The 25,922-nt window shown below is 62.1% G+C and carries 24 protein-coding genes and 1 pseudogene; 7 read left to right on the plus strand and 18 right to left on the minus strand.

What is annotated here, in order from left to right; all coding sequences use genetic code 11:
• Positions 1-11: 11 nt before the first annotated feature.
• From FS767_RS08485 to colR, 5 genes and pseudogenes are all read right to left on the minus strand, one after another.
• Positions 12-245 (minus strand): hypothetical protein, encoded by a 234-nt coding sequence (locus FS767_RS08485; protein ID WP_058603276.1) that lies wholly within the window; start codon positions 243-245, stop codon positions 12-14.
• Positions 242-334: pseudogene (locus tag FS767_RS23330) on the minus strand (InaA protein); the annotation flags it as partial. The gene FS767_RS08485 and the pseudogene FS767_RS23330, both read right to left, overlap by 4 nt.
• Positions 335-392: 58 nt before the next feature.
• Positions 393-1,073 carry a class I SAM-dependent methyltransferase gene (locus FS767_RS08495; protein ID WP_144964853.1) on the minus strand — a complete coding sequence of 227 codons (681 nt, stop codon included), beginning with the start codon at positions 1,071-1,073 and terminating at the stop codon, positions 393-395.
• 108 nt (positions 1,074-1,181) lie between these two features.
• Positions 1,182-2,489, minus strand: a complete 1,308-nt coding sequence (locus FS767_RS08500; protein WP_058603278.1) for a HAMP domain-containing sensor histidine kinase — start codon at positions 2,487-2,489, stop codon at positions 1,182-1,184.
• Positions 2,479-3,162 carry a two-component system response regulator ColR gene (colR, locus tag FS767_RS08505; protein ID WP_023534349.1) on the minus strand — a complete coding sequence of 228 codons (684 nt, stop codon included), beginning with the start codon at positions 3,160-3,162 and terminating at the stop codon, positions 2,479-2,481. Before colR ends, FS767_RS08500 begins: the two co-directional genes overlap by 11 nt.
• A gap of 182 nt (positions 3,163-3,344) precedes the next feature.
• On the opposite strand from colR, the gene FS767_RS08510 reads away from it, so the two are divergent.
• Positions 3,345-4,073: a phosphatase PAP2 family protein gene (locus FS767_RS08510; protein ID WP_144964854.1), complete on the plus strand. Its 729-nt coding sequence runs from the start codon at positions 3,345-3,347 to the stop codon at positions 4,071-4,073.
• Between the two features lie 93 nt (positions 4,074-4,166).
• Here the strand turns inward: FS767_RS08510 and groL are convergent, their stop codons facing one another.
• The 5 genes from groL to FS767_RS08535 form a co-directional block, all read right to left on the minus strand.
• Positions 4,167-5,810 carry a chaperonin GroEL gene (gene groL / locus FS767_RS08515; RefSeq protein WP_144964855.1) on the minus strand — a complete coding sequence of 548 codons (1,644 nt, stop codon included), beginning with the start codon at positions 5,808-5,810 and terminating at the stop codon, positions 4,167-4,169.
• A 50-nt stretch (positions 5,811-5,860) separates the two neighbouring features.
• Positions 5,861-6,154, minus strand: a complete 294-nt coding sequence (locus FS767_RS08520) for a co-chaperone GroES (protein ID WP_003251905.1) — start codon at positions 6,152-6,154, stop codon at positions 5,861-5,863.
• A 236-nt stretch (positions 6,155-6,390) separates the two neighbouring features.
• A complete protein-coding gene (locus tag FS767_RS08525) occupies positions 6,391-6,855 on the minus strand; it encodes an FxsA family protein (RefSeq protein WP_144964856.1) in 465 nt (154 codons plus the stop codon).
• Between the two features lie 67 nt (positions 6,856-6,922).
• On the minus strand, positions 6,923-7,654 hold the full coding sequence (locus FS767_RS08530; protein WP_144964857.1) for a HugZ family protein: 732 nt from the start codon (positions 7,652-7,654) through the stop codon (positions 6,923-6,925).
• 104 nt (positions 7,655-7,758) lie between these two features.
• Positions 7,759-8,769, minus strand: a complete 1,011-nt coding sequence (locus FS767_RS08535) for a DUF481 domain-containing protein (protein WP_144964858.1) — start codon at positions 8,767-8,769, stop codon at positions 7,759-7,761.
• 162 nt (positions 8,770-8,931) lie between these two features.
• On the opposite strand from FS767_RS08535, the gene FS767_RS08540 reads away from it, so the two are divergent.
• A complete protein-coding gene (locus tag FS767_RS08540; RefSeq protein WP_144964914.1) occupies positions 8,932-9,273 on the plus strand; it encodes an MGMT family protein in 342 nt (113 codons plus the stop codon).
• 42 nt (positions 9,274-9,315) lie between these two features.
• On the plus strand, positions 9,316-10,863 hold the full coding sequence (locus FS767_RS08545; protein ID WP_058637151.1) for an AmpG family muropeptide MFS transporter: 1,548 nt from the start codon (positions 9,316-9,318) through the stop codon (positions 10,861-10,863).
• Between the two features lie 37 nt (positions 10,864-10,900).
• On the opposite strand, the gene FS767_RS08550 is transcribed toward FS767_RS08545, so the two are convergent.
• From FS767_RS08550 to FS767_RS08560, 3 genes are all read right to left on the minus strand, one after another.
• Complete coding sequence (locus FS767_RS08550) at positions 10,901-12,145, minus strand: MFS transporter (protein WP_144964859.1); 1,245 nt, start codon at positions 12,143-12,145, stop codon at positions 10,901-10,903.
• A 192-nt stretch (positions 12,146-12,337) separates the two neighbouring features.
• Positions 12,338-13,180: a mechanosensitive ion channel family protein gene (locus tag FS767_RS08555; protein WP_023534305.1), complete on the minus strand. Its 843-nt coding sequence runs from the start codon at positions 13,178-13,180 to the stop codon at positions 12,338-12,340.
• A gap of 111 nt (positions 13,181-13,291) precedes the next feature.
• The gene (locus tag FS767_RS08560) at positions 13,292-13,777 is read right to left on the minus strand and encodes a YajQ family cyclic di-GMP-binding protein (protein WP_144964860.1); all 486 of its coding nucleotides are present in this window, start codon (positions 13,775-13,777) and stop codon (positions 13,292-13,294) included.
• A 99-nt stretch (positions 13,778-13,876) separates the two neighbouring features.
• On the opposite strand from FS767_RS08560, the gene FS767_RS08565 reads away from it, so the two are divergent.
• Genes FS767_RS08565 through FS767_RS08575 form a run of 3 tightly spaced genes read left to right on the plus strand, consistent with a single transcriptional unit; the run spans position 13,877 to position 17,426 of the window.
• Entirely contained in the window at positions 13,877-14,794 is a 918-nt protein-coding gene (locus FS767_RS08565) for a putative 2-dehydropantoate 2-reductase (protein ID WP_144964861.1), read from the plus strand.
• Positions 14,795-14,830: 36 nt separating this feature from the next.
• Positions 14,831-16,858, plus strand: a complete 2,028-nt coding sequence (locus tag FS767_RS08570; RefSeq protein WP_144964862.1) for an ATP-binding protein — start codon at positions 14,831-14,833, stop codon at positions 16,856-16,858.
• A 1-nt stretch (position 16,859) separates the two neighbouring features.
• Positions 16,860-17,426: a cob(I)yrinic acid a,c-diamide adenosyltransferase gene (locus tag FS767_RS08575; protein WP_100850934.1), complete on the plus strand. Its 567-nt coding sequence runs from the start codon at positions 16,860-16,862 to the stop codon at positions 17,424-17,426.
• Between the two features lie 30 nt (positions 17,427-17,456).
• On the opposite strand, the gene FS767_RS08580 is transcribed toward FS767_RS08575, so the two are convergent.
• The 3 genes from FS767_RS08580 to secA form a co-directional block, all read right to left on the minus strand.
• On the minus strand, positions 17,457-18,401 hold the full coding sequence (locus tag FS767_RS08580; protein ID WP_058603292.1) for a Nudix family hydrolase: 945 nt from the start codon (positions 18,399-18,401) through the stop codon (positions 17,457-17,459).
• Between the two features lie 106 nt (positions 18,402-18,507).
• Positions 18,508-19,725: a bifunctional glutamate N-acetyltransferase/amino-acid acetyltransferase ArgJ gene (argJ, locus tag FS767_RS08585; protein WP_058603293.1), complete on the minus strand. Its 1,218-nt coding sequence runs from the start codon at positions 19,723-19,725 to the stop codon at positions 18,508-18,510.
• Between the two features lie 209 nt (positions 19,726-19,934).
• The gene (gene secA, locus FS767_RS08590) at positions 19,935-22,670 is read right to left on the minus strand and encodes a preprotein translocase subunit SecA (RefSeq protein WP_058603294.1); all 2,736 of its coding nucleotides are present in this window, start codon (positions 22,668-22,670) and stop codon (positions 19,935-19,937) included.
• Between the two features lie 352 nt (positions 22,671-23,022).
• On the opposite strand from secA, the gene FS767_RS08595 reads away from it, so the two are divergent.
• On the plus strand, positions 23,023-23,478 hold the full coding sequence (locus FS767_RS08595; protein WP_144964863.1) for a DUF721 domain-containing protein: 456 nt from the start codon (positions 23,023-23,025) through the stop codon (positions 23,476-23,478).
• Positions 23,479-23,655: 177 nt separating this feature from the next.
• On the opposite strand, the gene lpxC is transcribed toward FS767_RS08595, so the two are convergent.
• Complete coding sequence (lpxC, locus tag FS767_RS08600) at positions 23,656-24,567, minus strand: UDP-3-O-acyl-N-acetylglucosamine deacetylase (RefSeq protein WP_023534425.1); 912 nt, start codon at positions 24,565-24,567, stop codon at positions 23,656-23,658.
• A 112-nt stretch (positions 24,568-24,679) separates the two neighbouring features.
• Positions 24,680-25,876 (minus strand): cell division protein FtsZ, encoded by a 1,197-nt coding sequence (ftsZ, locus tag FS767_RS08605; protein ID WP_012274054.1) that lies wholly within the window; start codon positions 25,874-25,876, stop codon positions 24,680-24,682.
• Positions 25,877-25,922 lie beyond the last annotated feature (46 nt).

The raw sequence follows: 25,922 nt of genomic DNA on the forward strand, positions 1-25,922 counted from the left end.
TGCCCTGCGGCTCAACCAAACGGCCGCAGCCCCTGGCGCATGCCGAACAGGAACAACAGCAGGTCGTGATCAGGCTGCACCTTGGCATGCTGCTGTGGCTTTACCTCGCGCGGCAAAGCACATTGCTCAGCCAGTTCCGATTGGCTGAACACCACGGTTTTCGGTTGTTCCCAAGCGGCCACTGCAACCGTGGTGAGCGCCAAGCCCCCAACCAGGAACAAAGTTCGAGCTATTTCTAGTTTCATTGCCCTAACCCTTTGACAGCGCTGCCAAACGCCATTTGATAAACGTAGTGCAACCTAGGCGCCTTTGCACCGTTCAACGACGAATGGCGGCACCGGTATCGAGGGTGCCTGCGCAAGGGGTACAGGTCTTGTGAACCGTCATGCACCTTAACCCTTGCGCAGCACATACACGCGCCACATGGCATAAAACGGCAGGAAGTCGAGGCGTTCCTGGATCCTGAAACCAGCGGCTGCGAACTCCGTCTCAACCGTTTCGGCAGGTAACACAAAACGGTTCTGGTAACTGTCCGGCCCATGCTCGGTATCGCGACGGTGCTCGAGCTTCCTGCGCCGCCAGGCTTTGAAATTGCCATCCACCCACAGCGACACAATTACGCTGTCTCGGCTAACCCGTTGAAACTCCTTCAGAATCGCTTTCCTGTGAGCCGCTTCGCCAATATGGTGAAACAGACGCATGCAAAAAATGCTGTCCACCGCGTTATCCGGTAACTCGATGGCAAAGGCCGAGGTTTGCAAAGGTCGTACCCGGGCCACGACTTCCGGTGGTTGGGCCGCGCATGCCGTCTCGATCATGTCGGCGGAATTGTCTGCTCCAATGATCACGCGGTTGGCTTTTTCCGCCAGCAGAGGCCAGAAGCGACCCGCTCCGCAGGGCAGGTCCAAGACCAAGCCCGGTTCGCCCGCCAGCATCAGGGCCCGGCGAGCCAACTGCTCATCGCGTTTATGGGACAGGCGCCTGGCCAAGCCGGCCTGGTGCTTCAAAAAATACTGTTGGGCATGGGCCTTGTCGTATTTACGGGAAAACTCGAGGTTGATGGGGCTGCGCATCGGGCATCTCCTGATTCCAATGGCGGCCAGACTAAGCAGCCAATCGTTGGAATCAGGTTATGACGTTGTGAAAAAAGCGTTCTTCACCAGGATATTTCTTACAGGCTATTACGAAAGTGTATTCAGCTCGCCCTTGACCACAGTACTGCTGAGGTCCACTTGAAATCGGCAGCCATGGGGATGGGTCGAGGTCAGCGTGACCTGCCAGCCTTGGTCATCGCAAATGCGCTGGACCAATGACAAGCCAAGACCAAGGCCTTCCCCTCGGCGTTCGTCCCCGCGCACGAAGGGCTTGAACATGGCCTCGCGCTGCTCCTCGGGGATGCCTACCCCGCTGTCCTCCACGGTGAAACTTGTGGCTTGCAGAGTCAGACGAATGTAACCGCTGTCGGTGTAATGGGCGGCGTTACGCAGCAGGTTGCCCATGACAGATTGCAGGAAGGTGGCGTTGTACAAGACCGGACCTGCGTTGCCACGGCCTTCGTAATGCAGCGTCAGCCCCTTTTGTTCGATGGTGTCGCGCCAAACCCCGATCAATTCGTCCCCTACTTCGCGCAGGGTTGCCCGCGATGCCACAGCACCTTCGTCCCTTTGGGCCCGGGCCAGCATGAGGAAGGTTTTCACCAGCTCGCGCATTTCCTCGGTGGCGCGGGCCACCCGTTCGACCTGACTGCGCGAACGCGCATCCAATGCCGGGTTTTCCATGAGCAGCTCGCATGAGGTCGCCAGCACCATCAGTGGTGTACGCAACTCGTGGCTGACGTCACTTGTGAACAGGCGCTCGCGCGTCAAGGCATCGCGCAGACGGCCCAGGGTGTCGTCGAAGGCCACTGCCAACTGCCCGACCTCGTCAGCGGCGTAGTCAGGCGCCAAGGGTGGCGCCAACCCAAGCAGCTGGTCGCGATGGCGCACCTGGCGCGCCAGGCGGATGACCGGCGCCATTACACGACGCGCCACCAACCAGCCCAGGATCACGGCGAGCACCAGGCTCAATACGAACCCTACGACCACTACGGCGAACAGCAGCCGCTCTCGCTCCTCGAAGTCGCTTTGATCCTGCAACAGCACGTAACGACGACCGTCCACGATCTCCACCATGGCGTGATACGAAAGCTGGTCGCGAAAGACCTCGTGGAAACCCCGGTCCAGATGGCGCAGGTCCTTGGGCAGCTCGAAGTCGTCCCGCCCACCACTGAAGTAGAACAGTTGGTCCGGTCGCGGACGGTGACTCCAGTCGCTGACACTGTCCATGCGCAACAGCCGCTGCAGGTCACCGCCGAGCACCGAGGAAATCAGGCGCTCTTCCACCAGGTGCACGGTGGAAACGATACCCACCGCGAAAGCCCCGGCCACCAGCGCGCTCATCAGCGCAAAGGCAATGATGATGCGCTGGGCAAGGCTCTGTTTAAACTCCATCGCGACCCTCGGCGAGGCGATAGCCGACGCCATGGACGGTATGCAGCAGGGGTTTTTCGAAAGGTTTGTCGATCACCTGACGCAACTGGTGTACATGGCTGCGCAGGCTGTCGCTGTCAGGGCAGTCATCGCCCCACAGGGCCTCTTCCAGTACTTCGCGCCGCAACACGTGCGGGCTCTTCTGCATGAGTACCGCCAGCAGTTTCAGGCCGACCGGGTTGAGCTTGAGCAGGCGGCCTTGCCGGCTGACCTCCAGTGTGTCGAGGTCGTAGCTCAGGTCGGCGACCTGCAGCGTGCGACGGCCACCCCCCTGCGCCCTGCGCAGCACAGCCTCGATACGCGCGGACAGCTCGGACAGGGCGAAGGGCTTGAGCAGGTAGTCATCGGCGCCGGAACGGAAGCCTTGCAGCCGATCGTCCAGTTGATCGCGGGCGGTAAGCATGATCACCGGCGTGTCGCGGCGGGCGTCTTCGCGCAGGCGCTTGCACAGCGTATAGCCATCGATACCCGGCAACATGATGTCGAGCACGATCAGGTCATAGTGCTCGGTCGCTGCCAGGTGCAGGCCCGACAACCCATCCTGGGCACAGTCGACGGTATAGCCCTTCATGCCAAGGTAGTCGGCAAGGTTGGCCAGAATATCGCGGTTGTCTTCAACCAAGAGGATGCGCATGAATTTCTCCTGTGCGACGCTGCTCGCGGTGATGCGCGGCAGGCGCAGCTTAAGGCCTAAGCCTGCGGGGTGCCAGCCTTTGGATGAATTCAGGCGGCTTGACGTTTTTTTCACTGAACCTTCACGGACACAGCATAGGAGCGGCCCGACAATGCGCGACCTTTCCGTGCCCTGGAGCCGCCATGCAGCAACCAACTTGCCCTCGCCCCTTGAACCTGTGGCTGTACCTGGGTATTCCACTGGCCACCATGCTTGCGCTGGTGGCGCTCGAATGGACCTCGGTGGACATGGACGTGGCCAACCTGTTCTTCGATACCGCCACCGGGCAGTTCATCGGTCGGCACAGCTACCTGCTGGAAAACATCCTGCATGACCGGGTCAAGCAGGGCGTAATCGTGCTGGGCGTCCTGGCACTGGCTGTGTTTGTGGCAAGTTTTTTGGTCAAGGGCTTGTACAGCTGGCGCCGCGAACTGGGTTGCCTGGTGCTCGCACTGGGGGTATCCACCGCCTTCGTCACGCCGCTGAAGAAACTGACGCAGGTGCAGTGCCCTTGGAGCCTCACGCAGTTCGGCGGCTCGGAAACCTACAGCAAGCTGCTTGAGCCAAGGCCTGCTACCGACAAGCCGGGGCTGTGCTGGCCGGGCGGTCACGCGACCACGGGGTTCTGCCTGTTCGCGCTGTTTTTCGCGTTGCGTGATCGTAAACCGCGTCTTGCGCGCGTCGCGTTTGCGGTAGCCCTGATCGCAGGTACAGTGCTGTCGGTGGGCAGGATGATGCAAGGGGCGCACTTTTTGTCCCACAACGTCTGGACGGCTGTGTTCTGCTGGCTGATCGGCCTGGGTGCCTACTACCTGGTGCTGTACCGCAGACGCGCGCAGAACAGGCCAGCCACCGAGCCCCGCCCTGCCTGAGCCAGCACCCACCGATGGAATGCCGACCCCTGAACAAAAAAGCCCCGGCTCTTGCGAGCCGGGGCTTTGGGGTACAGCGGGGGTAAGGCTGGCTTACATCATGCCGCCCATGCCACCCATGCCGCCCATGTCAGGCATGCCGCCGCCTGCTGGCTTGTCTTCCGGCAGGTCGGCAACCATGGCTTCGGTGGTGATCATCAGACCGCCGATCGAAGCAGCAGCTTGCAGTGCCGAACGGGTGACCTTGGCTGGGTCCAGGATACCCATTTCGATCATGTCGCCGTACTCGCCGGTCGCAGCGTTGTAGCCGTAGTTGCCCGAACCCTGCTTGACCTTGTCGGCCACAACGCTTGGCTCGTCGCCGGCGTTGGCAGTGATCTGACGCAGCGGTGCTTCGACAGCACGGCGCAGCAGCGAGATACCGACGTTCTGGTCTTCGTTGTCACCCTTGAGGTCAACGATTGCAGACAGGGCGCGCACCAGGGCAACACCACCGCCAGGCACCACGCCTTCTTCGACCGCTGCACGGGTAGCGTGCAGGGCGTCTTCGACGCGGGCTTTCTTCTCTTTCATCTCGACTTCGGTGCCAGCACCGACCTTGATCACGGCAACACCGCCAGCCAGCTTGGCCAGACGCTCTTGCAGCTTCTCACGATCGTAGTCCGAAGAGGTTTCTTCGATCTGGGCACGGATCTGCTTGACGCGACCCTGGATATCATCTTCAGCGCCAGCGCCGTCGATGATGATGGTGTTTTCCTTGGACAGGGTCACGCGCTTGGCGTTGCCCAGGTGTTCCAGGGTAGCGGTTTCCAGGGACAGGCCGATTTCTTCGGAGATAACCTGGCCGCCGGTCAGGACGGCGATGTCCTGCAGCATGGCCTTGCGACGGTCGCCGAAGCCTGGCGCCTTGACCGCTGCAACCTTGACGATGCCGCGCATGTTGTTGACGACCAGGGTAGCCAGGGCTTCGCCTTCGACGTCTTCAGCAACGATCAGCAGTGGGCGGCCGGCCTTGGCAACGGCTTCCAGCACTGGCAGCAGCTCACGGATGTTGGAGATCTTCTTGTCGACCAGCAGCAGCAGCGGGCTGTCCAGCTCGGCAACCATGGTGTCTGGCTTGTTGACGAAGTACGGGGACAGGTAGCCACGGTCGAACTGCATGCCTTCGACAACGGACAGCTCGTTTTCCAGGCCCGAACCTTCTTCGACGGTGATGACGCCTTCCTTGCCGACCTTTTCCATGGCTTCGGCGATGATTTCACCGATGGAGCTGTCGGAGTTGGCGGAAATGGTACCGACCTGGGCGATGGCCTTGGAATCGGCGCATGGCTTGGACAGGTTCTTCAGCTCGGCGACGATGGCGGAGGTGGCCTTGTCGATGCCGCGCTTGAGGTCCATCGGGTTCATGCCGGCAGCAACGGCCTTCAGGCCTTCGTTGACGATCGACTGAGCCAGCACGGTCGCGGTGGTGGTGCCGTCACCGGCTGCATCGTTGGCCTTGGAAGCGACTTCCTTGACCAGCTGGGCGCCCATGTTCTCGAAGGCGTCCTTGAGCTCGATTTCCTTGGCGACGGAAACGCCGTCCTTGGTGATGGTCGGCGCGCCGAAGCTCTTGGCCAGTACCACGTTACGGCCTTTCGGGCCCAGGGTCGCTTTTACCGCGTCAGCCAGAACGTTGACACCAACCAGCATTTTCTTGCGAGCGGAATCGCCGAATTTTACGTCTTTAGCAGCCATGATCGTTTAATCCTTGATAAATCTTTGGAGTAACGGGAAGTCGGTGGAAATCAGCCTTCAACAACGGCCAGGATTTCGTTTTCGGCCATGACCAGCAGGTCTTCGCCGTCGACTTTCACGGTGTTGCTACCCGAGTACGGGCCGAAAACCACTTTGTCACCCACTTTCACGGCCAGCGCACGTACTTCGCCGTTGTCCAGGACGCGGCCGGTGCCGACGGCGACGACTTCGCCGCGGTTTGGTTTTTCAGCGGCCGAACCTGGCAGGACGATACCGCCAGCGGTTTTCGATTCTTCTTCGCTGCGACGGATGACGACGCGGTCATGCAGAGGACGAAGCTTCATTGTCGATCTCTCCCAAATTGTGGTTTTCATCGGCCGGTGTCGACACCGGCGGGTTGATGCTGTCCGGCGTTGCCGGAAGGCCGCTCGCCACGAGCAAACGGCCTGAGTCATGTCTGGTGTCGCCACCAGAAACCTTGCGGTGACCACTACATGAGGCCGTCCGAATCGATTACAAGGCTTGATAGGGAAATTTTTTTGCAAAGGCATAAAAAAAGGGCCGCTTGGCGGCCCTGTTCTCACTGATCGCGGCGTTCGTACTCGCCTTCGATTACATTGGGGCGATGGCCCCCATCCCGCGGGGGCTGGCCCTGCAACGGGTCATCCTGAAACGCTCGCTGGCGGGTCGCTTGGGCCTGGGCACGCTCGCGCATCTTGCGGGCCGCCAACTGGCGGGTAAAGGGCAACAGGCACAGCAGGCCGAGCACGTCGCTGATAAAACCGGGGATCATCAGCAGCCCGCCGCCGACCGCCAGCATCATGCCATGGAACATGTCCTCGGCAGGCAGCTCACCGCGCTGCAGGCTTTCACGCGCACGCAGGGCCGTGGCCAACCCGGCAACTCGCATGACCAATACCCCGAGGGCGGAGCCGGCAATTATCAGCAGCAACGCCGGGAAAAAACCGATGGCGGCGCTGACTTTCACGAAGACGAACAGCTCCAGCACGGGAAACAGCAGAAGCAGCAGTAGAAAAACACGCATCAAAGCATTCCTCGTCGCAAGACACCCTTGCAGTAAGACCTACAAATGGATGCGTGTGCTCCGCTTTTCAAGCAGGTATTTCGCTCAAGGCCGGCCAGTGATCGGCGCGGCCCAGCAAAACCAAGGCTTCGCGCACTTGTGTCGGCGTATTGCAACGGCTCGCAAATGCCAACCAGTGGATTGCCTGGCCGATGCGCAGGTGCATCCCCTCGCTGTCGATACCGACCAACTGCGCAGGGATGTGGCTGGGAAGCTCGGCAAGCTGCACATAGTGCGCGATGGCGGCAGCGTGGTCGCTGTTCATGTGCTCGATCATGCCGCTCTCGACCTTGCCGGCGAACGGATTGGCCAAGGTCACCTGATCGAGCCAGTGGATAGCACCGAAGCCACCAATGTACCGGTGGCGCACCGGCTCAAGCACCCAGAAATCGAAGTCGTGAGCCTGGTGGTAGTCGGCCGCGTCCGGAAAGTAGCGGTAATAGCGCATGGCCGCTGCCTCGATGCTGGCCGGGTCCTGCAACTTGCGCGCTTCGGCCATGACGGTCAGTCGCCCGACCGCCTGCACGTCCTGCGCCTCGCGCTCGCCCACCAGCAGCGAACACTTGGCGTCCTTGTGCAGGTTATGCGTGTGCTGGGCGATACGGCTGATCAGGATGAGCGGCCTGCCCTGTGCATCGAGGCAATAGGGCACGACCGAACCGAACGGGAAACCCGGCATGGACTTGGAATGGGTCGACAAGACTCCGCGGTATTCCTTGAGCAACAATTCCCGTGCAGGACGGACGGCGTTCTCACTCACTTCAAAACCCCTCGATGAAACCCTGCAGGCAGCAGGCGGTGGTCACAGGCACTAGCACGACCAAGTCAGGCCTGGCGCCAATCGCCTGGCTTAACCTCGACGGCTTACCAGGTGACGCCAAAGCCTGCAGTGTAGCGGGTCTTGTCCAGGTCGCTTTCGCGGGTGCCACTGATGATGTCCTTCTCGGCCTTGAGGTTCAGCGACGCCCAGTCGGTGACCTTGTAGCGCAGGCCGACTTCAGCGTCCAGGGAGTAGTCGGCAACATTGCCCAGGGGCTTTGCCAGCTCGCCGTTGGTGAACAGCTGCACTTTCTTGCCGATCAGGTAGCGGGTGTAGTCCCACTTCACGGCAGCGGAATAGAAGTTGTCCTTGTCACCGTCCTGGTACTCGAAGTCGGTGCGGTTGATCAACGAGCCCAGCGAGAAGGCACCCAGCTCATCGTCCCAGAACTGGTAGCCAGGGCCGGTACCCACCGTGCGCTGGCGGGCGAGGTCTTCGATACGGTCACGCTTGTACTCGGCGCGCCCCTGCCAGAACCATTTCTCGGTCAGAAAGCGGTCAAGCGCGTACTCGGCGCTCCAGTTGTCGGCGGTGGTGACATCGTCCTTGGTCTCGCGGTTGTATTCACCTTCGGCGTTGTGACGCCAGCGCCCATGACGGGCAGTCGTCTTGAAACTGACGTCGTAGTCGTCGGTGTCGTTCTCGGCCCGCTTGTAGTCCAGCGCCACATCGACATTGCCTTTCCAGACCAGGTCCTCGACCACCGGCTTGGGCTTCATGATCTGCTCGATGCTCGCCAGGTCCACCGTCTTGGGTGCCTCGCCGTTGGCCAGGGTCACCTTGCCGGCCTCGGCTGCCTTGAGCGACTTGGCCTTCTCGCCAGAGTAGGCATCCTGCTTGACCAGCAGCTCCTGGTCGCTTTCCAGGGTCTTGACCTGTTTCCAGTCCAAGGCGATCGAACCGCCGTAAGGCGTCTCGAGCAACAGCTTGCCGCCGTCGAAAACCTTGATCTTGCCGCTCAGACGGTCGCCGTTCTTCATCCAGACGGTATCGGCAAACGCCGGGGATGCGCAGCAGGACGCGGCAAGCAATGACAGCAGTAATTTGAGGGACATAAGCAGGCTACAGGTTCGATTTGGCGAGAAAACCGGGCATTATCCGGATGCAACCGGCAAGAGCAAGCAAAGACCTGCAATGTGCCGATGAGTTCCACTCTCATTTACTGGCCGCTGGTCAGGTTTCATCTACACCCCAGGGAGGGTCTGGTGTCCGACGCGATGGGTCATACCTTGGAAACTGCAGAGGGCCGACGGACGGCACTTTATTCAGTGCTCGGCCAGGTGCCTGCCGGGCATGTGGTGAGCTACGGCCAATTGGCTGAGCTTGCCGGGCTTGGCAAAGCCGCACGGTGGGTGGGACGCACCCTGTCGCAACTGCCCCAGGGCACGCGCTTGCCCTGGCATCGGGTGCTGGGCGCAGGCGGGCGCCTGAGCCTGCCTTCGGGTACCCCATCAGGCGATGAGCAACGGGCCCGTTTGCGTGCCGAAGGTGTGCAGGTGGCCAACAATCGCGTGGATATGACGCGCCATGGCTGGCGCCCGATGGAGCACAGCGGTTAGAGTGCGCGCTTTGTCCTGGAAACTTGAGGCAGATGTTGGTCCATGCCCCGTAAAACCTGGCGCGCTGCGCTTGCTGCTTATGCCAGCCCGTCAACCCTGGTGCTTTTGCTGCTCGGCTTCGCGGCCGGCCTGCCTTACATGCTGGTGTTCTCGACCCTCTCCGTATGGTTGCGCGAAGCCGGCGTAGCCAGGGAAACCATCGGCTATGCCAGCCTTATCGGCCTGGCCTATGCCTTCAAATGGGTGTGGTCGCCGCTGCTGGACCAATGGCGTTTACCGCTTCTGGGCGGGATGGGGCGTCGCCGTTCCTGGCTGCTGCTGTCCCAGGCCCTGGTCGTGGTGGGCCTGGTCGGCATGAGCCTGTGCGACCCGCAACAGCACCTCTCCTGGCTGATCGCCCTGGCCGTCCTGGTGGCCTTTGCCTCGGCTACCCAGGATATCGCCGTGGATGCCTACCGCCTGGAAATCGCCGATGACCAACGCCAGGCGGCCCTAGCCGCCAGCTACATGGCCGGTTATCGCGTCGCCGCCCTGCTCGCCACGGCCGGCGCACTGTTCTTTGCAGAATGGTTTGGCTCCACCGGGTTCAGCTACCTGCACAAGGCGTGGGCCGGCACCTATGTCATGTTCGCAGTCATGATGCTCCCGGCCCTCTTCACGACCCTGGTCATGCGTGAACCGCCCGTGCCCCTGCGCACCCAACTGTCGGCAGCCCGCTACGGGTTGGCCCACCAGTTGGCCTCGGTGTTCGTGCTCATCATCCTGCTGGTGTCGGTGCCGGCCAGCTTCACGCAGATGTTCAATACAGGCTGGTCGAGCGTGATCTCAGGCGACGCCACGCCCCTGGACCTGCTGCTAGAAGACCGCGCCTTCCTGCGCTTGATCCTGTACGTGCTGCTGTCCTGGGCTTGCCTGTCGAGCCTTGGCCGCCGCGGCCTCGCGCCGGTGCTCACGCCCATCAATGACTTCATCGTGCGCTACCGCTGGCAAGCCCTGCTGTTACTCGGCCTGATCGCCACCTACCGCATGTCCGACACGGTGATGGGCGTCATGGCCAACGTGTTCTACATCGACATGGGCTTTACCAAGGACCAGATCGCCAGTGTCAGCAAGATTTTCGGCCTGATCATGACCTTGGTGGGCGCCGGTGTGGGCGGCTTGCTCATTGTGCGCTTCGGCATCATGCCTATTCTGTTCATCGGTGGCGTGGCGTCTGCCGGCACCAACATTCTGTTCCTGATGCTGGCGGACATGGGGCCGAACCTGGAAATGCTGGTGGTGACCATTTCCCTGGACAACTTCAGCTCAGGCATGGCGACTTCAGCCTTTGTCGCCTACCTGTCGAGCCTGACCAACCTGAAGTTCTCGGCCACCCAATATGCGCTGCTGAGCTCGATCATGTTGCTGCTGCCACGCCTGATCGGCGGCTATTCCGGCGTCATGGTGGAGAAGTTCGGGTACCACGATTTCTTCCTGATCACCGCGCTGCTTGGGGTGCCGACCTTGATCCTGATCGCCTTGCAGTGGCGCCAGGACGGCACGCCCGGCCAGCCGGCAAGCCAGCCTGCCCCGGCCCGCGAGCAGCCCTGAACAGCATGCCTTGCAAGGGCAAGGCCTGTGTATCGGCCTAAGGCATCACAGCCGCTTGGGCACTGCGCGCCCTCAATAGCGACCACAGCGGGCATAGGGCCACCCCCCCTGCCACACCGGCCGCCACGGCAAAGTGCAAAAGGCTGGCACCGGCACCAATCATGGCCAGCAAGGCCCCGCCCAGTCCCAGCAGCGCAATGGTGATCATGCCGAGCATGGCCGAGACCAGGCCTTTGCTTTGCGTGCTGGCGAACAATGTCATGCGATAGAGCACGGCATTGGCGACACCCAGGCCCAGTGCGTAGAGCGACAGGCCCGCCACCAGGCTGATGACGCTCGGCCATACCCAAGTTGCCACCACCATCAGGCAAAGCCCGGCCACATACGGCCACAAAGCACCGCGCACCAACGTCGGCAGCGGGTAGCGGTCGGCAATGTGGTTGATGATCAAGTTGCCCAGAATCAGCCCACCGAACACCGGCAACTGCCACAGGGCATAGGCGAGCGTGCTTAGCCCCTCATCGTGGATGAGCAGCACCGGGGACAGGCCAATCCAGCCGATCAACGGCAGGCCAACCAGGCCCAGGGCGGCGCTCCCGGCGACGAAGCGTCGGTTCGACAGCAGTTGCCCGTATCCGGCCAGCAAGGGCAGCAGGTGGATCGGGGTAAAGGCCAGGCGCGAGCCGTCGCGCCGCTCCACCCCCAGGGTTTCGGGCATCAACCGATACAGCAGCAACCAGGCGACCACGGCGCCAATGGCGAACGCCACGAACAACCAGCGCCAGTCTAGCCATTGCAGCAGCAACGTCCCCACCAAAGGCCCCAGCAGTGGCGAAAGCAAGGCGATATTGGCCAGCAGGGCCATCATGCGCACGGCATCCGCCTCGCTGAATGCCTCGTTGAGTGCGGGGTAACTGACCGTGACCACAAACCCTAGCCCGATGCCTTGCAGCAGACGCAGCAGGTTGAACAGGCCGATGTCATGGACCCAGAAGGTGCCCAGGCACGCCAGGCCGAAGAATGCGCAACCTATGAGCAGCAGCGGTCGGCGGCCGTAGCGGTCGGCCAACGGCCCGATCAGCCATTGCAGCAAGACGCCACCGAGCAGGTAGAGATTGAGCGCATGCGGAATGTATTCGGGGCCGGCCTTGAGCTCGCCCACCACAACGGGCATTGCCGGCATGACGGCGTCGCTGGCCAGGTAGGTCAGCAGTTCGAACAGTGCGAGTGTCAGGCCGAACAACAAGGCCCGCAGCGGGGTGATGTACAGCAGTGGTTTCATGATGGTTTACGAAGATGACGGGGGGACGAGGCTGTATGCCAGAAATCGCAATGACTGACTGTGAGCAAGTGTAAGCGCGCGTCACTTGAACGCCCTGAGCAACGAAGCCCGCCCTGCGCGCCCAGCAGGCCCTTGAAGGACGCTGCTGAACCCGCAGGGCGGGCTCGATCGATGCCAGCTTGTACTGTGGCCTTACTGCGCGGCCGTTTCCTGTACCACGCGAATGACCCGCTGCGGGAATGGAATGTCGATCCCCTCTGCCTTCAAACGGTCACGTGCCTGCTCGTTGAGCATGAAGATCACGTCCCAGTAGTCCGAGGTCTTGGTCCACAGACGCAGCGAGACGGTGATCGAGCTGTCACCCAGGGTGGACACCACCGCCACAGGGGCCGGGTCGGCCAGCACACGTGGGTCCTGGGCCAGTTCCAGCAGGACGTTGCGCGCCTTCTGCAGGTCAGCCTCGTAGTCCACCCCCACGTCGAACACCACCTTGCGGGTAGGTTGGCGGTTGGTGTTGGTGATGATCCCGTTGGACAGGGAGCCGTTGGGCAGGATCACGGTTTTGTTGTCGCCGGTACGCAGCACCGTGTGGAAGATCTGGATGCTATCCACGGTACCACTTACGCCTTGCGCTTCGATCCAGTCACCGATGCGGAACGGGCGGAACAGCAGGATCAGGACGCCGCCTGCGAAGTTCGCCAGGCTGCCTTGCAGCGCCAGGCCGATGGCCAGGGTGGCACCACCGATGGCCGCCACGAAGGAGGTCGTCTCGATACCGATCATCGAGGCCACGCTGATGGCCAGCAGGATCTTCAGCACGATGTTGGCCAGCGTGCGAATGAAGTTCTGCAGCGCTGGGTCGTGAACTTTAAGGCCCACCAGCCTTGCCAGCCGGTCGCTGACGATGTTGGTCACCCACCAGCCGATGGCAAGGGTCACCAGCGCCAGCAGCAGGCGGCTGCCGTACGCCATGATCATGGGAATCCAGGTTTCGGATTGGCGGACCAGCTGATCGACTTCAGCACTCAAATCCATATTCATCTCCTGATGCCGAGCGGCGATTGCACAATACGTCGGGCCGCGTGCATTTCAGCGGCCAGGCCCCCATGGACAGCCGCAACTGCATGGGGGTTCCGGCGGCCCGGGTCAGTCGCGGAAGTTGTTGAACTGCAGCGGCATGTCGAATTCCTTGGTACGCAGCAAGGCGATGGCCTCTTGCAGATCATCGCGCTTCTTGCCGGTAACCCGTACCTGCTCGCCCTGGATGGCGGCCTGGACCTTGAGCTTGCCATCCTTGATGGTGGCGACGATCTTCTTCGCCAGGTCCTTGTCGATGCCCTCGCGGAACTTGGCCTCCTGCTTTTTCTCCTTGCCGGACGCATAGGGGTCCTTGGTCTCCAGGCACTTGACGTCGATCTTGCGCTTGACCAGGGCCAGGCGCAGGATTTCGAGCATCGCCTCGAGTTGGAACTCTTCCTCGGCGGTGAGCATGACGGTCTGCTCTTTATCCTTGAACTCGAAGCTGCCCTTGCCCTTGAGGTCGTAGCGGCGGTCGAGGTCCTTGATGGCATTGTCGACCGCGTTCTGCACTTCGTGCTTGTCCAGTTCCGATACCACGTCGAACGAAGGCATGGTTACTCTCCCAAAATAAAAGCGCGCTCGGACTGAAGATGGAGCGCGCTGGGTTTGACGGTTAAAATGCGGGCTCATTATAACGGTTGCGAAACGCATATGAGCAGCACCTGGCACATTCTCGGCGCAGGTAGCCTGGGCAGCCTGTGGGCTTGTCGTCTGGCGCGGGCCAGCAAGGCCGTGCGCTTGATCTTGCGTGACAGCACGCGGTTGCAGGCCTACCAGCAAGTGGGCAGCCTTGGCTTGCTGGAACAAGACCTGACCGCCCACTACGCCATCCCGGCCGAGACCGCCCAGGGTAATGGGCCGATCCACCGCCTGCTGGTGGCCTGCAAGGCCTATGACGCGGCGCCGGCCGTGGCCAGCGTTGCCGGCCGCCTGGTGCCGGGGGCCGAGGTGCTGTTGTTGCAGAACGGCCTGGGTAGCCAGGAAGAGGTGGCCAGCCAGGTGCCGCAGGCCCGCTGCATCTTCGTCTCCAGCACCGAAGGCGCCTATCGGGAACATGACTGGCAGGTGCGCTTCGCCGGGCAGGGGTACAACTGGCTGGGGGACCCTGGCAATCCTGCACCACCGCCGTGGCTCGAGGACTTGCAAGCGGCAGGTATCCCTGCCCAATGGACGCCTGACATCCTCAGCCGACTCTGGCGCAAGCTGGCCATCAACTGCGCGATCAACCCGCTGACCGTGCTGCACCAGTGTCGCAACGGGGGCCTGCTCGGTCACCTCGACCAAGTGCAGGCACTGTGCCTTGAACTCGAGAGCCTGTTGCTTCAGTGCGGCCAGCCGCAGGCCGCTCAGGACCTTGAGCAGGACGTACAACGGGTGCTCCTGGCCACCGCCAGCAACTACGCTTCGATGTACCAGGATGTACAGGCTGGGCGGCGCACCGAAGTGCAGTACCTGCTTGGCTATGCCTGCCAGGCAGCCCGCCGACATGGGCTGCACTTGCCGTATCTGGAACACCTGCTCCAACGCCTGGTCGATAACTTGCGCGCGCGGGGCTTGCCCTGCGACTGACGCGGCCCTTGAACCCACACGGACATCGCCTTGCCCATGACGCTGCGTCAACGCCTGGAGAACCTCCCCGTCGGGCAGAAGCTGCTGGCAGCTTTGCTGGTCTTGCTGGTGACCATTTTGCTGGTGGCGAACCTGACTTTCATCAGCGCCGCCTACTGGATCACCCAGGAAAGCATGGCACCGCAAGCGCTCCAGACCATCGGGCGGCTGGTCTCCAACCCCGAGCTGTCGACCCGCGCGGCAGACGACTCCGCCTCGGCCCAGGCGCTGCTCGATGAACTGGACAGCTATACGCCGCTGCGCGCCGCCTTGTATGGCAGCGACGGGCGCATGCTCGCCCAGCTGCAGCATGGCGACCCCCTGACACTGCCCAAGCGCTTTCGCAACATAGAAGGCTGGCGATTCATGGAGTTTCGCAGCACGCAGTTGATTCGCCTGCCGCGGGCCGGTAGCCCGCCGGCGCACTTGCTGCTGGTGGCCAGCAGTGAACTGCCCACCGCTTTCTACACCGGGACGCTCAGTGCAAGTCTGGCCATACTGGTGTTCAGCGTGCTTTTGTGGCTTTTCATTGCACGGCAGATCAAACGCCTGATCACCCAACCGATCAACCAGCTCGAAGAACTCAGCCGCCAGGTCACCCGTGAGGAGAGCTATGCGCTGCGGGCCCAACGCGGCAACGACGACGAGATCGGTAGCCTGGCCAATGCCTTCAATACCATGCTCTCGCGCATCGAAGCCCGGGAGCACCAGCTCAAGCGTGCCCGGGACGAGTTCCAGAGCGCCTACGACCAGGCCCAGGGATTGGCCGAGGAAACGCGCCATACCAATCGCAAGCTTGAGCTCGAAGTGCAGGTGCGCAGCAAGATCGAGAAAAAGCTCACAGGCTTTCAGAACTACCTGAACAGCATCATCGACTCCATGCCGTCTGCCCTGATCGCCCTGGATGAGCAGCTGTATGTGACCCAGTGGAATCAAGAGGCGACGGCGTTATCCGGCACGACCCTCAACGAGGCGCTCAACCAGCCGGTGTTCATGGCCTTCGCGCCACTCAAACCCTTCTTGCCACAGTTGAAGGACACGGTGGAGCGGCACCGGGTGGCAAAAATCGACCGTGTCACCTGGCACAAGGATGACGAGCCGCGGCATTACGCATTGACCTTTTACCCGCTCACCGGCGGTGGAGGCCGGGGCGTGGTGATCCGGATCGATGACATCACCCAGCGCCTGTCGCTCGAAGAGATGATGGTGCAGTCGGAAAAGATGCTCTCGGTCGGAGGCCTGGCGGCCGGCATGGCCCACGAAATCAACAACCCGCTCGGGGCCATCCTGCACAACGTGCAGAACATCCGCCGTCGCCTGTCACCCGACCTGCCGCGCAATCTTGAGCAGGCCCAGGCGTTAGGGATCGACCTGACCACGGTCAACGGCTACCTGCAAAGCCGCGAAGTGCCGCAGTTGCTCGATGGCATCCAGCAAGCGGGGGCCAGGGCCGCCAAGATCGTCACCCACATGCTCAGTTTCAGCCGCCGCAGCACGCGCGAACTGGCGCCCTGCGACCTGCCTGCCCTGATAGACCAGGCGGTGGACATAGCAGGCAACGACTTCGACCTGGCCATCGGTTTCGACTTCAAGGGCCAGGCTATCGTGCGCCAGTTCGACCCGGCGCTGGGGCCTGTGCCCTGCACCGCCAACGAACTGGAGCAGGTGTTGCTCAACCTGCTCAAGAACGCCGCCCAGGCCATCCACCAGCGCCCGGCACCTTGCGAGCCAGGCCGCATCATCCTGCGCACACGGCTTGCGCCACCCTGGGCAGAAATCCAGGTGGAGGACAATGGCGTGGGCATGCCCGAAGCCGTGCGCAAGCGCACCTTCGAGCCTTTCTTCACGACCAAGGAAATCGGCCAGGGCACCGGCCTTGGGCTTTCGGTGTCGTACTTCATCATCACCAATAACCACAAGGGGCAGATGGAGGTGCATTCCACACCTGGGCAGGGGACCTGTTTCACCCTGCGCCTGCCCCTCGGGCAGCCGCATCCGCCGCTGCCGGTCAACACGGAGCAATGACATGGGCTACCGCTTGTCCAAGATCTATACCCGCACTGGCGACACTGGGGAAACCGGCCTGGGCGATGGCCGGCGAGTGCCCAAGGATCATCCACGCATCGAAGCCATCGGTGAGGTGGACAGCCTCAACAGCCAGCTTGGCTTGTTGCTGGCTGGCCTGGATGAACAAGGTCTGGACGAAGTCAGCCGCGTGCTGGCGCCCTGTCAGCACCGCCTGTTCGACCTGGGTGGGGAGCTGGCCATGCCCAGTTACCAGGCCCTGACCACCGCAGAGGTGGAGCGGCTGGAGGCGGCCATCGATGTGTGGAACGACGAACTGGGCCCATTGAAGAATTTCATCCTGCCCAGCGGGTCGGCGCTGGTCGCCCAGGCGCACGTGTGCCGCAGCCTGGCACGCAGCGCCGAGCGACGCTGCCAGCACCTCAATACCGTAGAGCCACTGGAAGGTGTCGGCCTGGCGTACATCAACCGCCTATCGGACCTGCTGTTCGTTGCCGCCCGCATCATTGGCAGGCGGCAAGGGATTGCTGAAGTGCTGTGGCAGCCCGCCGAAAAACCTCAGGGCTGACGCCTTGGCGCTTGCCGCACTGGCCCGCCGTCAAAGAGCCGGCCAGAACGCCCTGATACCCGCAACGCCCTGCGCCCCGGCTAGCCAGGCTTGCTCGCGCGCCTCTGGCCCCACGCCACCGAGCAGGTACACCGGCTGGTCGAACCCGGCAATCAGGCGCTGGGCCTGTTCCCAGCCAAGCGGCGCGGCCTGTGGATGGCTTTCGGTAGGCTGGACCGGCGACAGGGTGACGAAGTCCACCCCCATTTGTTTGGCCAGGGCAAGCTCCTCGGCGTTGTGGCAGGAGGCGGCAAGCCAACGCTGGACCGGGAACGGCCTGCCCTTGTCGGCATACTTGCGCAACTGCGCCGCGGTCAGGTGCCAGCCTGCCGACGGGAAGTCGCCCAGCCATTCCAGCGGCCCCTTGAGCATCAGCTGGGCCTTGCCAGCGCATAACCCCACCGCATCCACCGCCACATCCCGATACTTGGGGTCGTACATGTCCGGTGCACGCAACTGGATCAGCCGGATGCCATTGGCCACGGCCTTCTGGATCCCCTTGAGCATGTCAGGCACGTCCAGGCCGTCCGGTGTGATCAGGTACTGATCCGGCAGCCGGGCAGCGGTGACGATGGGCTTGTTGGCCTCGGGAAACGCATGGTCCGGCAGCTCGCGCGGCGCGACCCAGGCCAGCGGTTGCCCCTCCGCGCCATGGGGCTCACCGGTGAAGGCCTCGACCTCGCGTACCTCAAGCAGTACGTGTTTGTCGGGGTAATCGTGACTGACCTTGATCAAGGGCCGCGAGCGGGTTACCTGGATGCCCAGCTCCTCGTCGAGCTCACGCGCCAGCGCGGCCTCGACGCTTTCCCCTGGCTCCACCTTGCCTCCCGGAAACTCCCAGAGGCCGCCCTGGTGTTGGGTGTCGGCGCGACGGGCGATGAGTATCCGCCCGTCCATACCCCGAATCACGGCTGCAACGACGTGAACCCGTTTCATCGGTCACGCTCTGTCACGCCGACCATGGACGATGGGGTTGGCATAAAGCTCATGGTTTTGCTCCCTTGGCATTGAAACATCGGGACCGCGAACGGCCCCGGCGGCATCAGGTGCGGTACTCGGCGTTGATCTTCACGTATTCGTGAGAAAGGTCGGTGGTCCAGATGGTTTCACTGCACTGACCACGGCCAAGGTCGATACGGATGGTGATTTCTTCCTGGGCCATCACCCGGGCGCCCTGGTCTTCGGTGTAGCTTGGGCTGCGGCCGCCCTGGCTGGCAATGCACACCTCATCCAGGTACACATCGATCAGGCTCACATCCAGCGCGGGCACGCCGGCACGCCCAACCGCTGCAAGGATGCGGCCCCAGTTCGGATCGGAGGCGAACAGTGCGGTCTTGATCAGCGGCGAGTGCGCCACGGCGTAGCCAACGTCCAGGCATTCCTGATGATTGCCACCGCCGTTGACCTGCACGGTCACGAACTTGGTCGCCCCTTCACCGTCACGGACAATGGCCTGGGCCACCTCCATGCAAACCTCGAAGACTGCCTTTTTCAGGGCTTCGAACAGGGCTCCGCTGGCCTGGGTGACTTCCGGCAGGTCGGCCTGACCGGTGGCGATGAGCATGCAGCAGTCGTTGGTCGAGGTATCGCCGTCGATGGTGATGCGGTTGAACGATTTGTTGGCCCCGTCCAGCATCAAGTCCTTGAGTACCCCTGGCGCGACCTTGGCGTCGGTGGCGATGTAGCCCAGCATGGTTGCCATGTTCGGGCGGATCATGCCCGCACCCTTGCTGATACCGGTTACGGTCACGGTCACGCCGTCGTGCTGGAACTGACGGCTCGCGCCCTTGGGCAAGGTGTCGGTGGTCATGATGCCTGTGGCCGCTTCAGCCCAGTTGTTTTCCGACAAGTTATCCAGGGCAGCTTGCAAGGCGCCTTCGATCTTCTCGACCGGCAGGGGCTCACCAATCACGCCGGTGGAGAACGGCAAAACCGACTCGGCGGGCACACCGGCAAGCTCGGCGAGTTTTGCGCAGGTTCGCTGCGCCGCTTCCAGGCCAGGGGCGCCCGTGCCGGCATTGGCATTGCCCGTGTTGGTCAACAGGTAGCGCACGGTGCCCTGTACCCGCTGCTTGGCCAGGATCACGGGGGCGGCGCAAAAGGCGTTGAGGGTGAACACACCGGCCACACTCGAACCCTCGGCGCAGCGCATGACCACCACATCCTTGCGCCCCGGGCGCTTGATGCCGGCAGAGGCAATGCCGAGTTCGAAACCCGGGACAGGGTGCAGCGTAGGCAAAGGACCAAGACCAACAGCCATTGGAGCGCTCCTAGAAGATACGTTTGGTGAAAAAAAGGGCCGCGGTGCGGCCCATCTCTGGCAAGCCCGGCCGAACCAGGCACACCGTATGGCTTGAATCGGCGCAACCCAGTCCGGCAGTGGCGTGCCGGCGATGAGCTGCGCAGTAGCCCCTTGGCATTGAGCGGCCCACAAGACGGCGTGCGCCTTGTGACGGCCCAGCGGTCAGATCACTCGATCTGGCCGTGGCAGTGCTTGAACTTCTTGCCCGAACCACACCAGCACGGCTCGTTGCGACCCAGTTTCTGCTCATTGCGCACAGGCTCGGCAGCCACGGCTACCTCAGCGCCCTCCTCGGCCAACTGCTCGCTTTCAAGACCAGGTGCTGGCGCGTGCTCGAACTGCATGCGGCTGGCCAGCTCTTCGGCGTCGCGGCGCAGGCGTGCTTCTTCCTCGGCAGGGTCTTCGCGGCGAACCTGAACGTGCGAGAGCACACGGATGGCGTCGCGTTTGATCGACTCGAGCAGCTCCTGGAACAGGGTGAACGACTCGCGCTTGTACTCCTGCTTCGGGTTCTTCTGGGCGTAGCCGCGCAGGTGGATACCATGACGCAGGTGGTCCATGGTCGACAGGTGGTCCTTCCACAGGTCGTCCAGCACGCGCAGCAGGATCTGCTTCTCGAAGGTGCGCAGTGCTTCCATCCCGGCCTGGTCCTCTTTCTCGGTGTAGGCCGTGGTGATTTCGTGCAGCAGTTTCTCGCGCAGGGTTTCTTCGTAGAGGTGGTCGTCTTCGTCGAGCCACTGCTGGATCGGCAACTTCATGGCAAAGTCACTGGACAGCGAGGCTTCCAGGCCGGCCACGTCCCACTGCTCAGGCAGCGACTGCGGCGGGATGTGCTGGCTGATGGTGGCATCGAGCACTTCCTTGCGGAATTCGGCAATGGTGTCGCCGACGTTCTCTGCGGCCAGCAGGCTGTTGCGCATGTGGTAGATGACCTTGCGCTGCTCGTTGGCCACGTCGTCGTATTCGAGCAATTGCTTGCGGATATCGAAGTTGCGGCCTTCGACCTTGCGCTGGGCCTTCTCGATGGCGTTGGTGACCATGCGGTGTTCGATGGCTTCGCCCGACTGCATGCCCAGCGCCTTCATGAAGTTCTTCACCCGATCAGAGGCGAAGATGCGCATCAGGCTGTCTTCGAGCGAGAGGTAGAAGCGGCTGGAACCCGGGTCACCCTGGCGACCGGAACGACCGCGCAGCTGGTTGTCGATACGACGCGATTCGTGACGCTCGGAGGCGATGACGTGCAGGCCACCGGACTCGATCACCTGCTGGTGACGCTTCTGCCAGTCGGCCTTGATGTGCGCGATCTGCTCGTCCGTGGGGTTTTCCAGTGCGGCCACTTCAGCTTCCCAGTTACCGCCCAACAGGATGTCGGTACCACGACCGGCCATGTTGGTGGCAATGGTCAGCGCGCCTGGCGCGCCGGCCTGGGCGATGATCTCGGCTTCCTTCTCGTGGTACTTGGCGTTCAGTACCTTGTGTTCGATGCCTTCCTTGTGCAGCAGGTTGGACATGTGCTCGGAGGTTTCGATGGTCGCCGTACCCACCAGCACCGGCCGACCCTGCTTCAGGGTTTCCTTGATGTCGGCGATGATCGCGGCGTACTTCTCTTCGGCGGTCAGGTACACCAGGTCGTTGTGGTCCTTGCGCGCCAGGGGCTTGTTCGGCGGAATGACCATCACGTTCAGGGCGTAGATCTGGGCGAACTCGAAAGCCTCGGTATCGGCGGTGCCGGTCATGCCCGACAGTTTCGAGTACAGACGGAAGTAGTTCTGGAACGTGGTGGAGGCCAGGGTCTGGCTCTCGGCCTGGATGTTGAGGTTTTCCTTGGCCTCGATGGCTTGGTGCAGGCCTTCGGACAGACGGCGACCCGGCATGGTACGCCCAGTGTGCTCGTCGATCAGCAGCACCTGGCCGTCCTGCACGATGTATTCGACGTTGCGATGGAACAGCTTGTGCGCGCGCAGACCGGCATAGACGTGCGTCAGCAGGCCCAGGTTGTGCGCCGAGTACAGGCTCTCGCCCTCGGCCAGCAGACCGACCTGGGTGAGCATTTCCTCGATGAACTGGTGACCGGCTTCGTTGAGCTCGACCTGGCGGGTCTTCTCGTCGATGGTGAAGTGGCCTTCCTGGGTGACCTGGCCTTCGACTTCCTCGATGTGCTGGGTCAGGCGAGGGATCAGGCGGTTGATCTCGATGTACAGCTTGGAGCTGTCCTCGGCCTGGCCGGAAATGATCAACGGCGTACGGGCTTCGTCGATGAGGATCGAGTCCACTTCGTCGATCACGGCGAAGTTCAGTTCACGCTGGAACTTCTCGTCCTGGCTGAACGCCATGTTGTCGCGCAGGTAGTCGAAGCCGAATTCGTTGTTGGTGCCGTACGTGATGTCGGCAGCGTAGGCTGCGCGCTTTTCTTCGGGCGGCTGGAACGCAGAGACGATACCGACCGACAGGCCGAGGAATTCGTACAGCGGGCGCATCCAGTTGGCGTCACGACGAGCAAGGTAGTCGTTGACGGTGACCACGTGCACGCCCTTGCCGGACAACGCATTGAGGTAGACGGCCAAGGTACCGACTAGGGTCTTGCCCTCACCGGTGCGCATCTCCGCGATCATGCCCTCGTGCAGGGTCATGCCGCCAATGAGCTGAACGTCGAAGTGACGCATGCCCATCACGCGCTTGCCGGCCTCACGGGCGACGGCGAAGGCTTCGGGCAGGAGTTGGTCCAGTGTTTCGCCTTTGGCCAAACGCTCCTTGAACTCGGCAGTCTTGCCACGCAGCTGCTCGTCGGAGAGGGCCACCATCTTCTCTTCGAAGGCATTGACGATACTCACCGTCTTGAGCATGCGTTTGACTTCACGCTCGTTCTTGCTTCCAAAAAGTTTCTTTAACAAAGGCGCAAACATATTGGCAGGATCTTCCACACGTAGGGATGGAGGGCGGCCCCATGAGTCGCCCGTGCAGCCCTAAGGCCGCATGCGAACGAGCATTCTACCCGGAAACGATGGTGATGAAAGTGGTGGATTCCACGATGCTGGCACAGCGCTTTTACAGGGGCGTGTCTTAGATAGGGGCATTTCCCCTGAGTTCAAGACCTGAAAAGATGAAAGCGTTCAACACTCGCCTGTGCCGGGTACCTTGCAGGGCCTGGCGCCTGTACGTCGAGCCCTGCGCTCGGCCAGTGGGCTCAACCGCCAGGTGATCGGGACTGACGCTGAAGTGTTAGACTGCCCTACTTGTAACCTCATGCGTACACCCATGGCCTACAAACCCTCCCCCGCCCAGCCGCCATCGGCGTTGCTGCGCCAGGTTCGCCCGCTGCGCCTGCTGCTCAACCAGGCCGAGCGCCTGGAGCACCTGCAACGCCTGGTCGAAGGCCAGTTGCAACCGGCTGCACGTGAGCACTGCCACGTGGCGTCATGGCGCGACGGTACCCTGCTGCTTGTGGTCACCGACGGGCACTGGGCCACGCGCCTGCGTTACCAGCAAAAACGCCTGATGGCGGCATTGCAGGCAACCGATGCGTTCGGCAATCTCAGGCGTATTCTTTTCAAGGTGCAGCCACCCCTGGTACCCGCCAAGCGCGGCGGGCATGCGGCCGAATTGTCCAACAGCGCAGCCCAGAGCCTGATGCAGACGGCCGAAGGCATCACTGACGCGAAACTGCGGGCAGCACTGGAGCGCCTGGCGGCGCATGCGCAGGCCAAGGACTGAGCGCCAGTTCTGGCGTGCGGAGCAGGCCAGGCCAGACGATGCCCAAGACAGCAGGCAGAAGGACTGCGAAGCTTGGTCAGGCGCCCTACCAACTAACGACCTGGCAATTGCTGCACGAAGCCGCCCATAAAAAAGGCCACCCGAAGGTGGCCTCAATGAACTAGAGAGTGTTCGAGCTTACACAGCCGCGACAGGACGCATATACGAGATCGGCGCCGTGCTGGCATCTTCGAAAGTGACCACTTCCCAGGCATCGGTTTCGGCAATCAGCTTGCGCAACAGCTGGTTGTTCAGCGCGTGGCCGGACTTGAAGCCCTTGAACTCGCCAATCAGGCTGTTGCCCAGCAGGTACAGGTCGCCAATGGCGTCGAGAATCTTGTGTTTGACGAACTCGTCTTCGTAGCGAAGACCGTCTTCGTTCAACACGCCTTCCTCGTCGACCACAATGGCGTTCTCCACACTGCCGCCCAGCGCAAGGTTGTGCTTGCGCAGGTATTCGATGTCACGCATGAAGCCAAAGGTGCGGGCGCGGCTGACTTCCTTCACGAACGAGGTGCTGGAGAAGTCGACGCTTGCGCTCTGGGTCCGGTTGCGAAGCACCGGGTGATCGAAGTCGATCTCGAAGCTCACCTTGAACCCCTCGAAAGGCAGGAAGGTGGCGCGCTTGTCGCCCTCTTGCACTGTCACCTCACGCAGGATGCGGATGAACTTCTTGGCTGCGTCCTGTTCTTCCAGGCCGGCAGACTGAATCAGGAATACGAAAGGTCCGGCGCTGCCATCCATGATCGGTACTTCCGAGGCGGAGAGCTCGACGTAGGCGTTATCGATGCCCAGGCCCGCCATGGCGGAGAGCAGATGCTCGACCGTATCGACCTTGACGTCACCGTTGACCAGCGTCGTGGACATGGTTGTCTCGCCGACATTGGCCGCACGCGCCGGGATCTCGACCACAGGGTCGAGGTCGGCGCGGCGGAAGACGATGCCGGTGTCAACAGGCGCAGGCTTGAGGGTCAGGTAGACCTTCTCCCCAGAGTGCAGACCGACACCTGTGGCACGGATGGTATTCTTCAGGGTGCGTTGTTTAATCATGGCATTGGCCGCTTCAGCGCAAATTGCGAACAGTTATCAACAAAGGCTGGCGATAATACCAGACCCAACCTTTGATGAATACCAATCACCTTCATAGCCCTGATAAATTTCATTAATCAGCCTGACGACGCAGGAAGGCCGGAATATCGAGATAATCCAGGTCATCCTGAGGGTTCAGCTTGGCCGCAGCTGCCGCACCCGCGTGCGCCTGGTTGCGCATGACGGTCGGGCGCTCCAGATCACGGTAGTTGACCGCTGGCTGCTCCTGACGCGCAGGGGCAGGGTTGGATGCCTCGTAGGCCTGCTGGGCAGTCTGCAGGGTGTTGTCCACCACCTTGACCGGCTTCTCGATGCGCGCACCCAGACCGGTGGCCACGACGGTGACATGCAGCTCGTCGCGCATGTCCGGGTCGATCACGGTACCGACCTTGACCATGGCATGGTCGGAGGCGAACGCCTCGATGATGCTACCCACGTCGGAGTACTCACCCAGGGAAAGGTCCGGACCTGCGGTGATGTTGACCAGGATGCCACGGGCGCCCTGCAGGTTGACGTCTTCGAGCAGCGGGTTGCGGATCGCCGCCTCGGTCGCCTCGCGAGCACGGTTCGGGCCGCTGGCGCAGCCAGTACCCATCATGGCCATGCCCATTTCACCCATCACGGTACGCACGTCGGCAAAGTCGACGTTGATCATGCCCGGGCGCTTGATGATGTCGGAGATACCGCGAACGGCTCCGGCCAACACGTCATCGGCCTTGGCGAACGCGGACAGCAGGCTTGCGTCCTTGCCCAGGATGGTCAGCAGCTTCTCGTTGGGGATAGTGATCAGCGAGTCGACGCTTTCGGCCAGCATGCGGATGCCTTCATCGGCGATCTGCATGCGTTTGCGACCTTCGAACGGGAACGGACGGGTCACCACTGCAACGGTGAGGATGCCCATTTCCTTGGCCACTTCGGCAATGATCGGCGCTGCACCGGTACCGGTACCGCCGCCCATGCCTGTGGTGATGAACACCATGTTGGTGCCTTGCAGCACTTCGGCGATGCGCTCACGGTCTTCCAGCGCGGCCTGACGACCGACTTCCGGATTGGCGCCAGCACCCAGGCCCTTGGTCACGCCAGTGCCCAGTTGCAGGATGGTGCGCGCACCAATGTTCTTGAGCGCCTGGGCATCGGTGTTGGCGCAGATGAACTCCACGCCCTCGATGCTGCTCTTGACCATGTGATTGACGGCGTTACCACCACCACCACCGACGCCGATCACCTTGATGACCGGGCTTTGCGGGACGTTGTCTACGAGCTCGAACATTTTCCCTCTCCTTACAGTTCTCTAGTTGTCGCGCCTACCACTACTG

Origin of the sequence: Pseudomonas sp. DE0010 (genome assembly GCF_007680745.1) — a bacterium.
Lineage (GTDB): Bacteria > Pseudomonadota > Gammaproteobacteria > Pseudomonadales > Pseudomonadaceae > Aquipseudomonas > Aquipseudomonas parafulva_B.

Excerpts from the sequence above, each read along its gene's own strand:
- FS767_RS08485 (WP_058603276.1), bottom strand. The coding sequence starts at position 245 with ATGAAACTAGAAATAGCTCGAACTTTGTTCCTGGTTGGGGGCTTGGCG.
- FS767_RS08495 (WP_144964853.1), bottom strand. The coding sequence starts at position 1,073 with ATGCGCAGCCCCATCAACCTCGAGTTTTCCCGTAAATACGACAAGGCC.
- FS767_RS08500 (WP_058603278.1), bottom strand. The coding sequence starts at position 2,489 with ATGGAGTTTAAACAGAGCCTTGCCCAGCGCATCATCATTGCCTTTGCG.
- colR (WP_023534349.1), bottom strand. The coding sequence starts at position 3,162 with ATGCGCATCCTCTTGGTTGAAGACAACCGCGATATTCTGGCCAACCTT.
- FS767_RS08510 (WP_144964854.1), top strand. The coding sequence starts at position 3,345 with ATGCAGCAACCAACTTGCCCTCGCCCCTTGAACCTGTGGCTGTACCTG.
- groL (WP_144964855.1), bottom strand. The coding sequence starts at position 5,810 with ATGGCTGCTAAAGACGTAAAATTCGGCGATTCCGCTCGCAAGAAAATG.
- FS767_RS08520 (WP_003251905.1), bottom strand. The coding sequence starts at position 6,154 with ATGAAGCTTCGTCCTCTGCATGACCGCGTCGTCATCCGTCGCAGCGAA.
- FS767_RS08525 (WP_144964856.1), bottom strand. The coding sequence starts at position 6,855 with ATGCGTGTTTTTCTACTGCTGCTTCTGCTGTTTCCCGTGCTGGAGCTG.
- FS767_RS08535 (WP_144964858.1), bottom strand. The coding sequence starts at position 8,769 with ATGTCCCTCAAATTACTGCTGTCATTGCTTGCCGCGTCCTGCTGCGCA.
- FS767_RS08540 (WP_144964914.1), top strand. The coding sequence starts at position 8,932 with ATGGGTCATACCTTGGAAACTGCAGAGGGCCGACGGACGGCACTTTAT.
- FS767_RS08545 (WP_058637151.1), top strand. The coding sequence starts at position 9,316 with ATGCCCCGTAAAACCTGGCGCGCTGCGCTTGCTGCTTATGCCAGCCCG.
- FS767_RS08550 (WP_144964859.1), bottom strand. The coding sequence starts at position 12,145 with ATGAAACCACTGCTGTACATCACCCCGCTGCGGGCCTTGTTGTTCGGC.
- FS767_RS08555 (WP_023534305.1), bottom strand. The coding sequence starts at position 13,180 with ATGGATTTGAGTGCTGAAGTCGATCAGCTGGTCCGCCAATCCGAAACC.
- FS767_RS08560 (WP_144964860.1), bottom strand. The coding sequence starts at position 13,777 with ATGCCTTCGTTCGACGTGGTATCGGAACTGGACAAGCACGAAGTGCAG.
- FS767_RS08565 (WP_144964861.1), top strand. The coding sequence starts at position 13,877 with ATGAGCAGCACCTGGCACATTCTCGGCGCAGGTAGCCTGGGCAGCCTG.
- FS767_RS08570 (WP_144964862.1), top strand. The coding sequence starts at position 14,831 with ATGACGCTGCGTCAACGCCTGGAGAACCTCCCCGTCGGGCAGAAGCTG.
- FS767_RS08575 (WP_100850934.1), top strand. The coding sequence starts at position 16,860 with ATGGGCTACCGCTTGTCCAAGATCTATACCCGCACTGGCGACACTGGG.
- FS767_RS08580 (WP_058603292.1), bottom strand. The coding sequence starts at position 18,401 with ATGAAACGGGTTCACGTCGTTGCAGCCGTGATTCGGGGTATGGACGGG.
- argJ (WP_058603293.1), bottom strand. The coding sequence starts at position 19,725 with ATGGCTGTTGGTCTTGGTCCTTTGCCTACGCTGCACCCTGTCCCGGGT.
- secA (WP_058603294.1), bottom strand. The coding sequence starts at position 22,670 with ATGTTTGCGCCTTTGTTAAAGAAACTTTTTGGAAGCAAGAACGAGCGT.
- FS767_RS08595 (WP_144964863.1), top strand. The coding sequence starts at position 23,023 with ATGGCCTACAAACCCTCCCCCGCCCAGCCGCCATCGGCGTTGCTGCGC.
- lpxC (WP_023534425.1), bottom strand. The coding sequence starts at position 24,567 with ATGATTAAACAACGCACCCTGAAGAATACCATCCGTGCCACAGGTGTC.
- ftsZ (WP_012274054.1), bottom strand. The coding sequence starts at position 25,876 with ATGTTCGAGCTCGTAGACAACGTCCCGCAAAGCCCGGTCATCAAGGTG.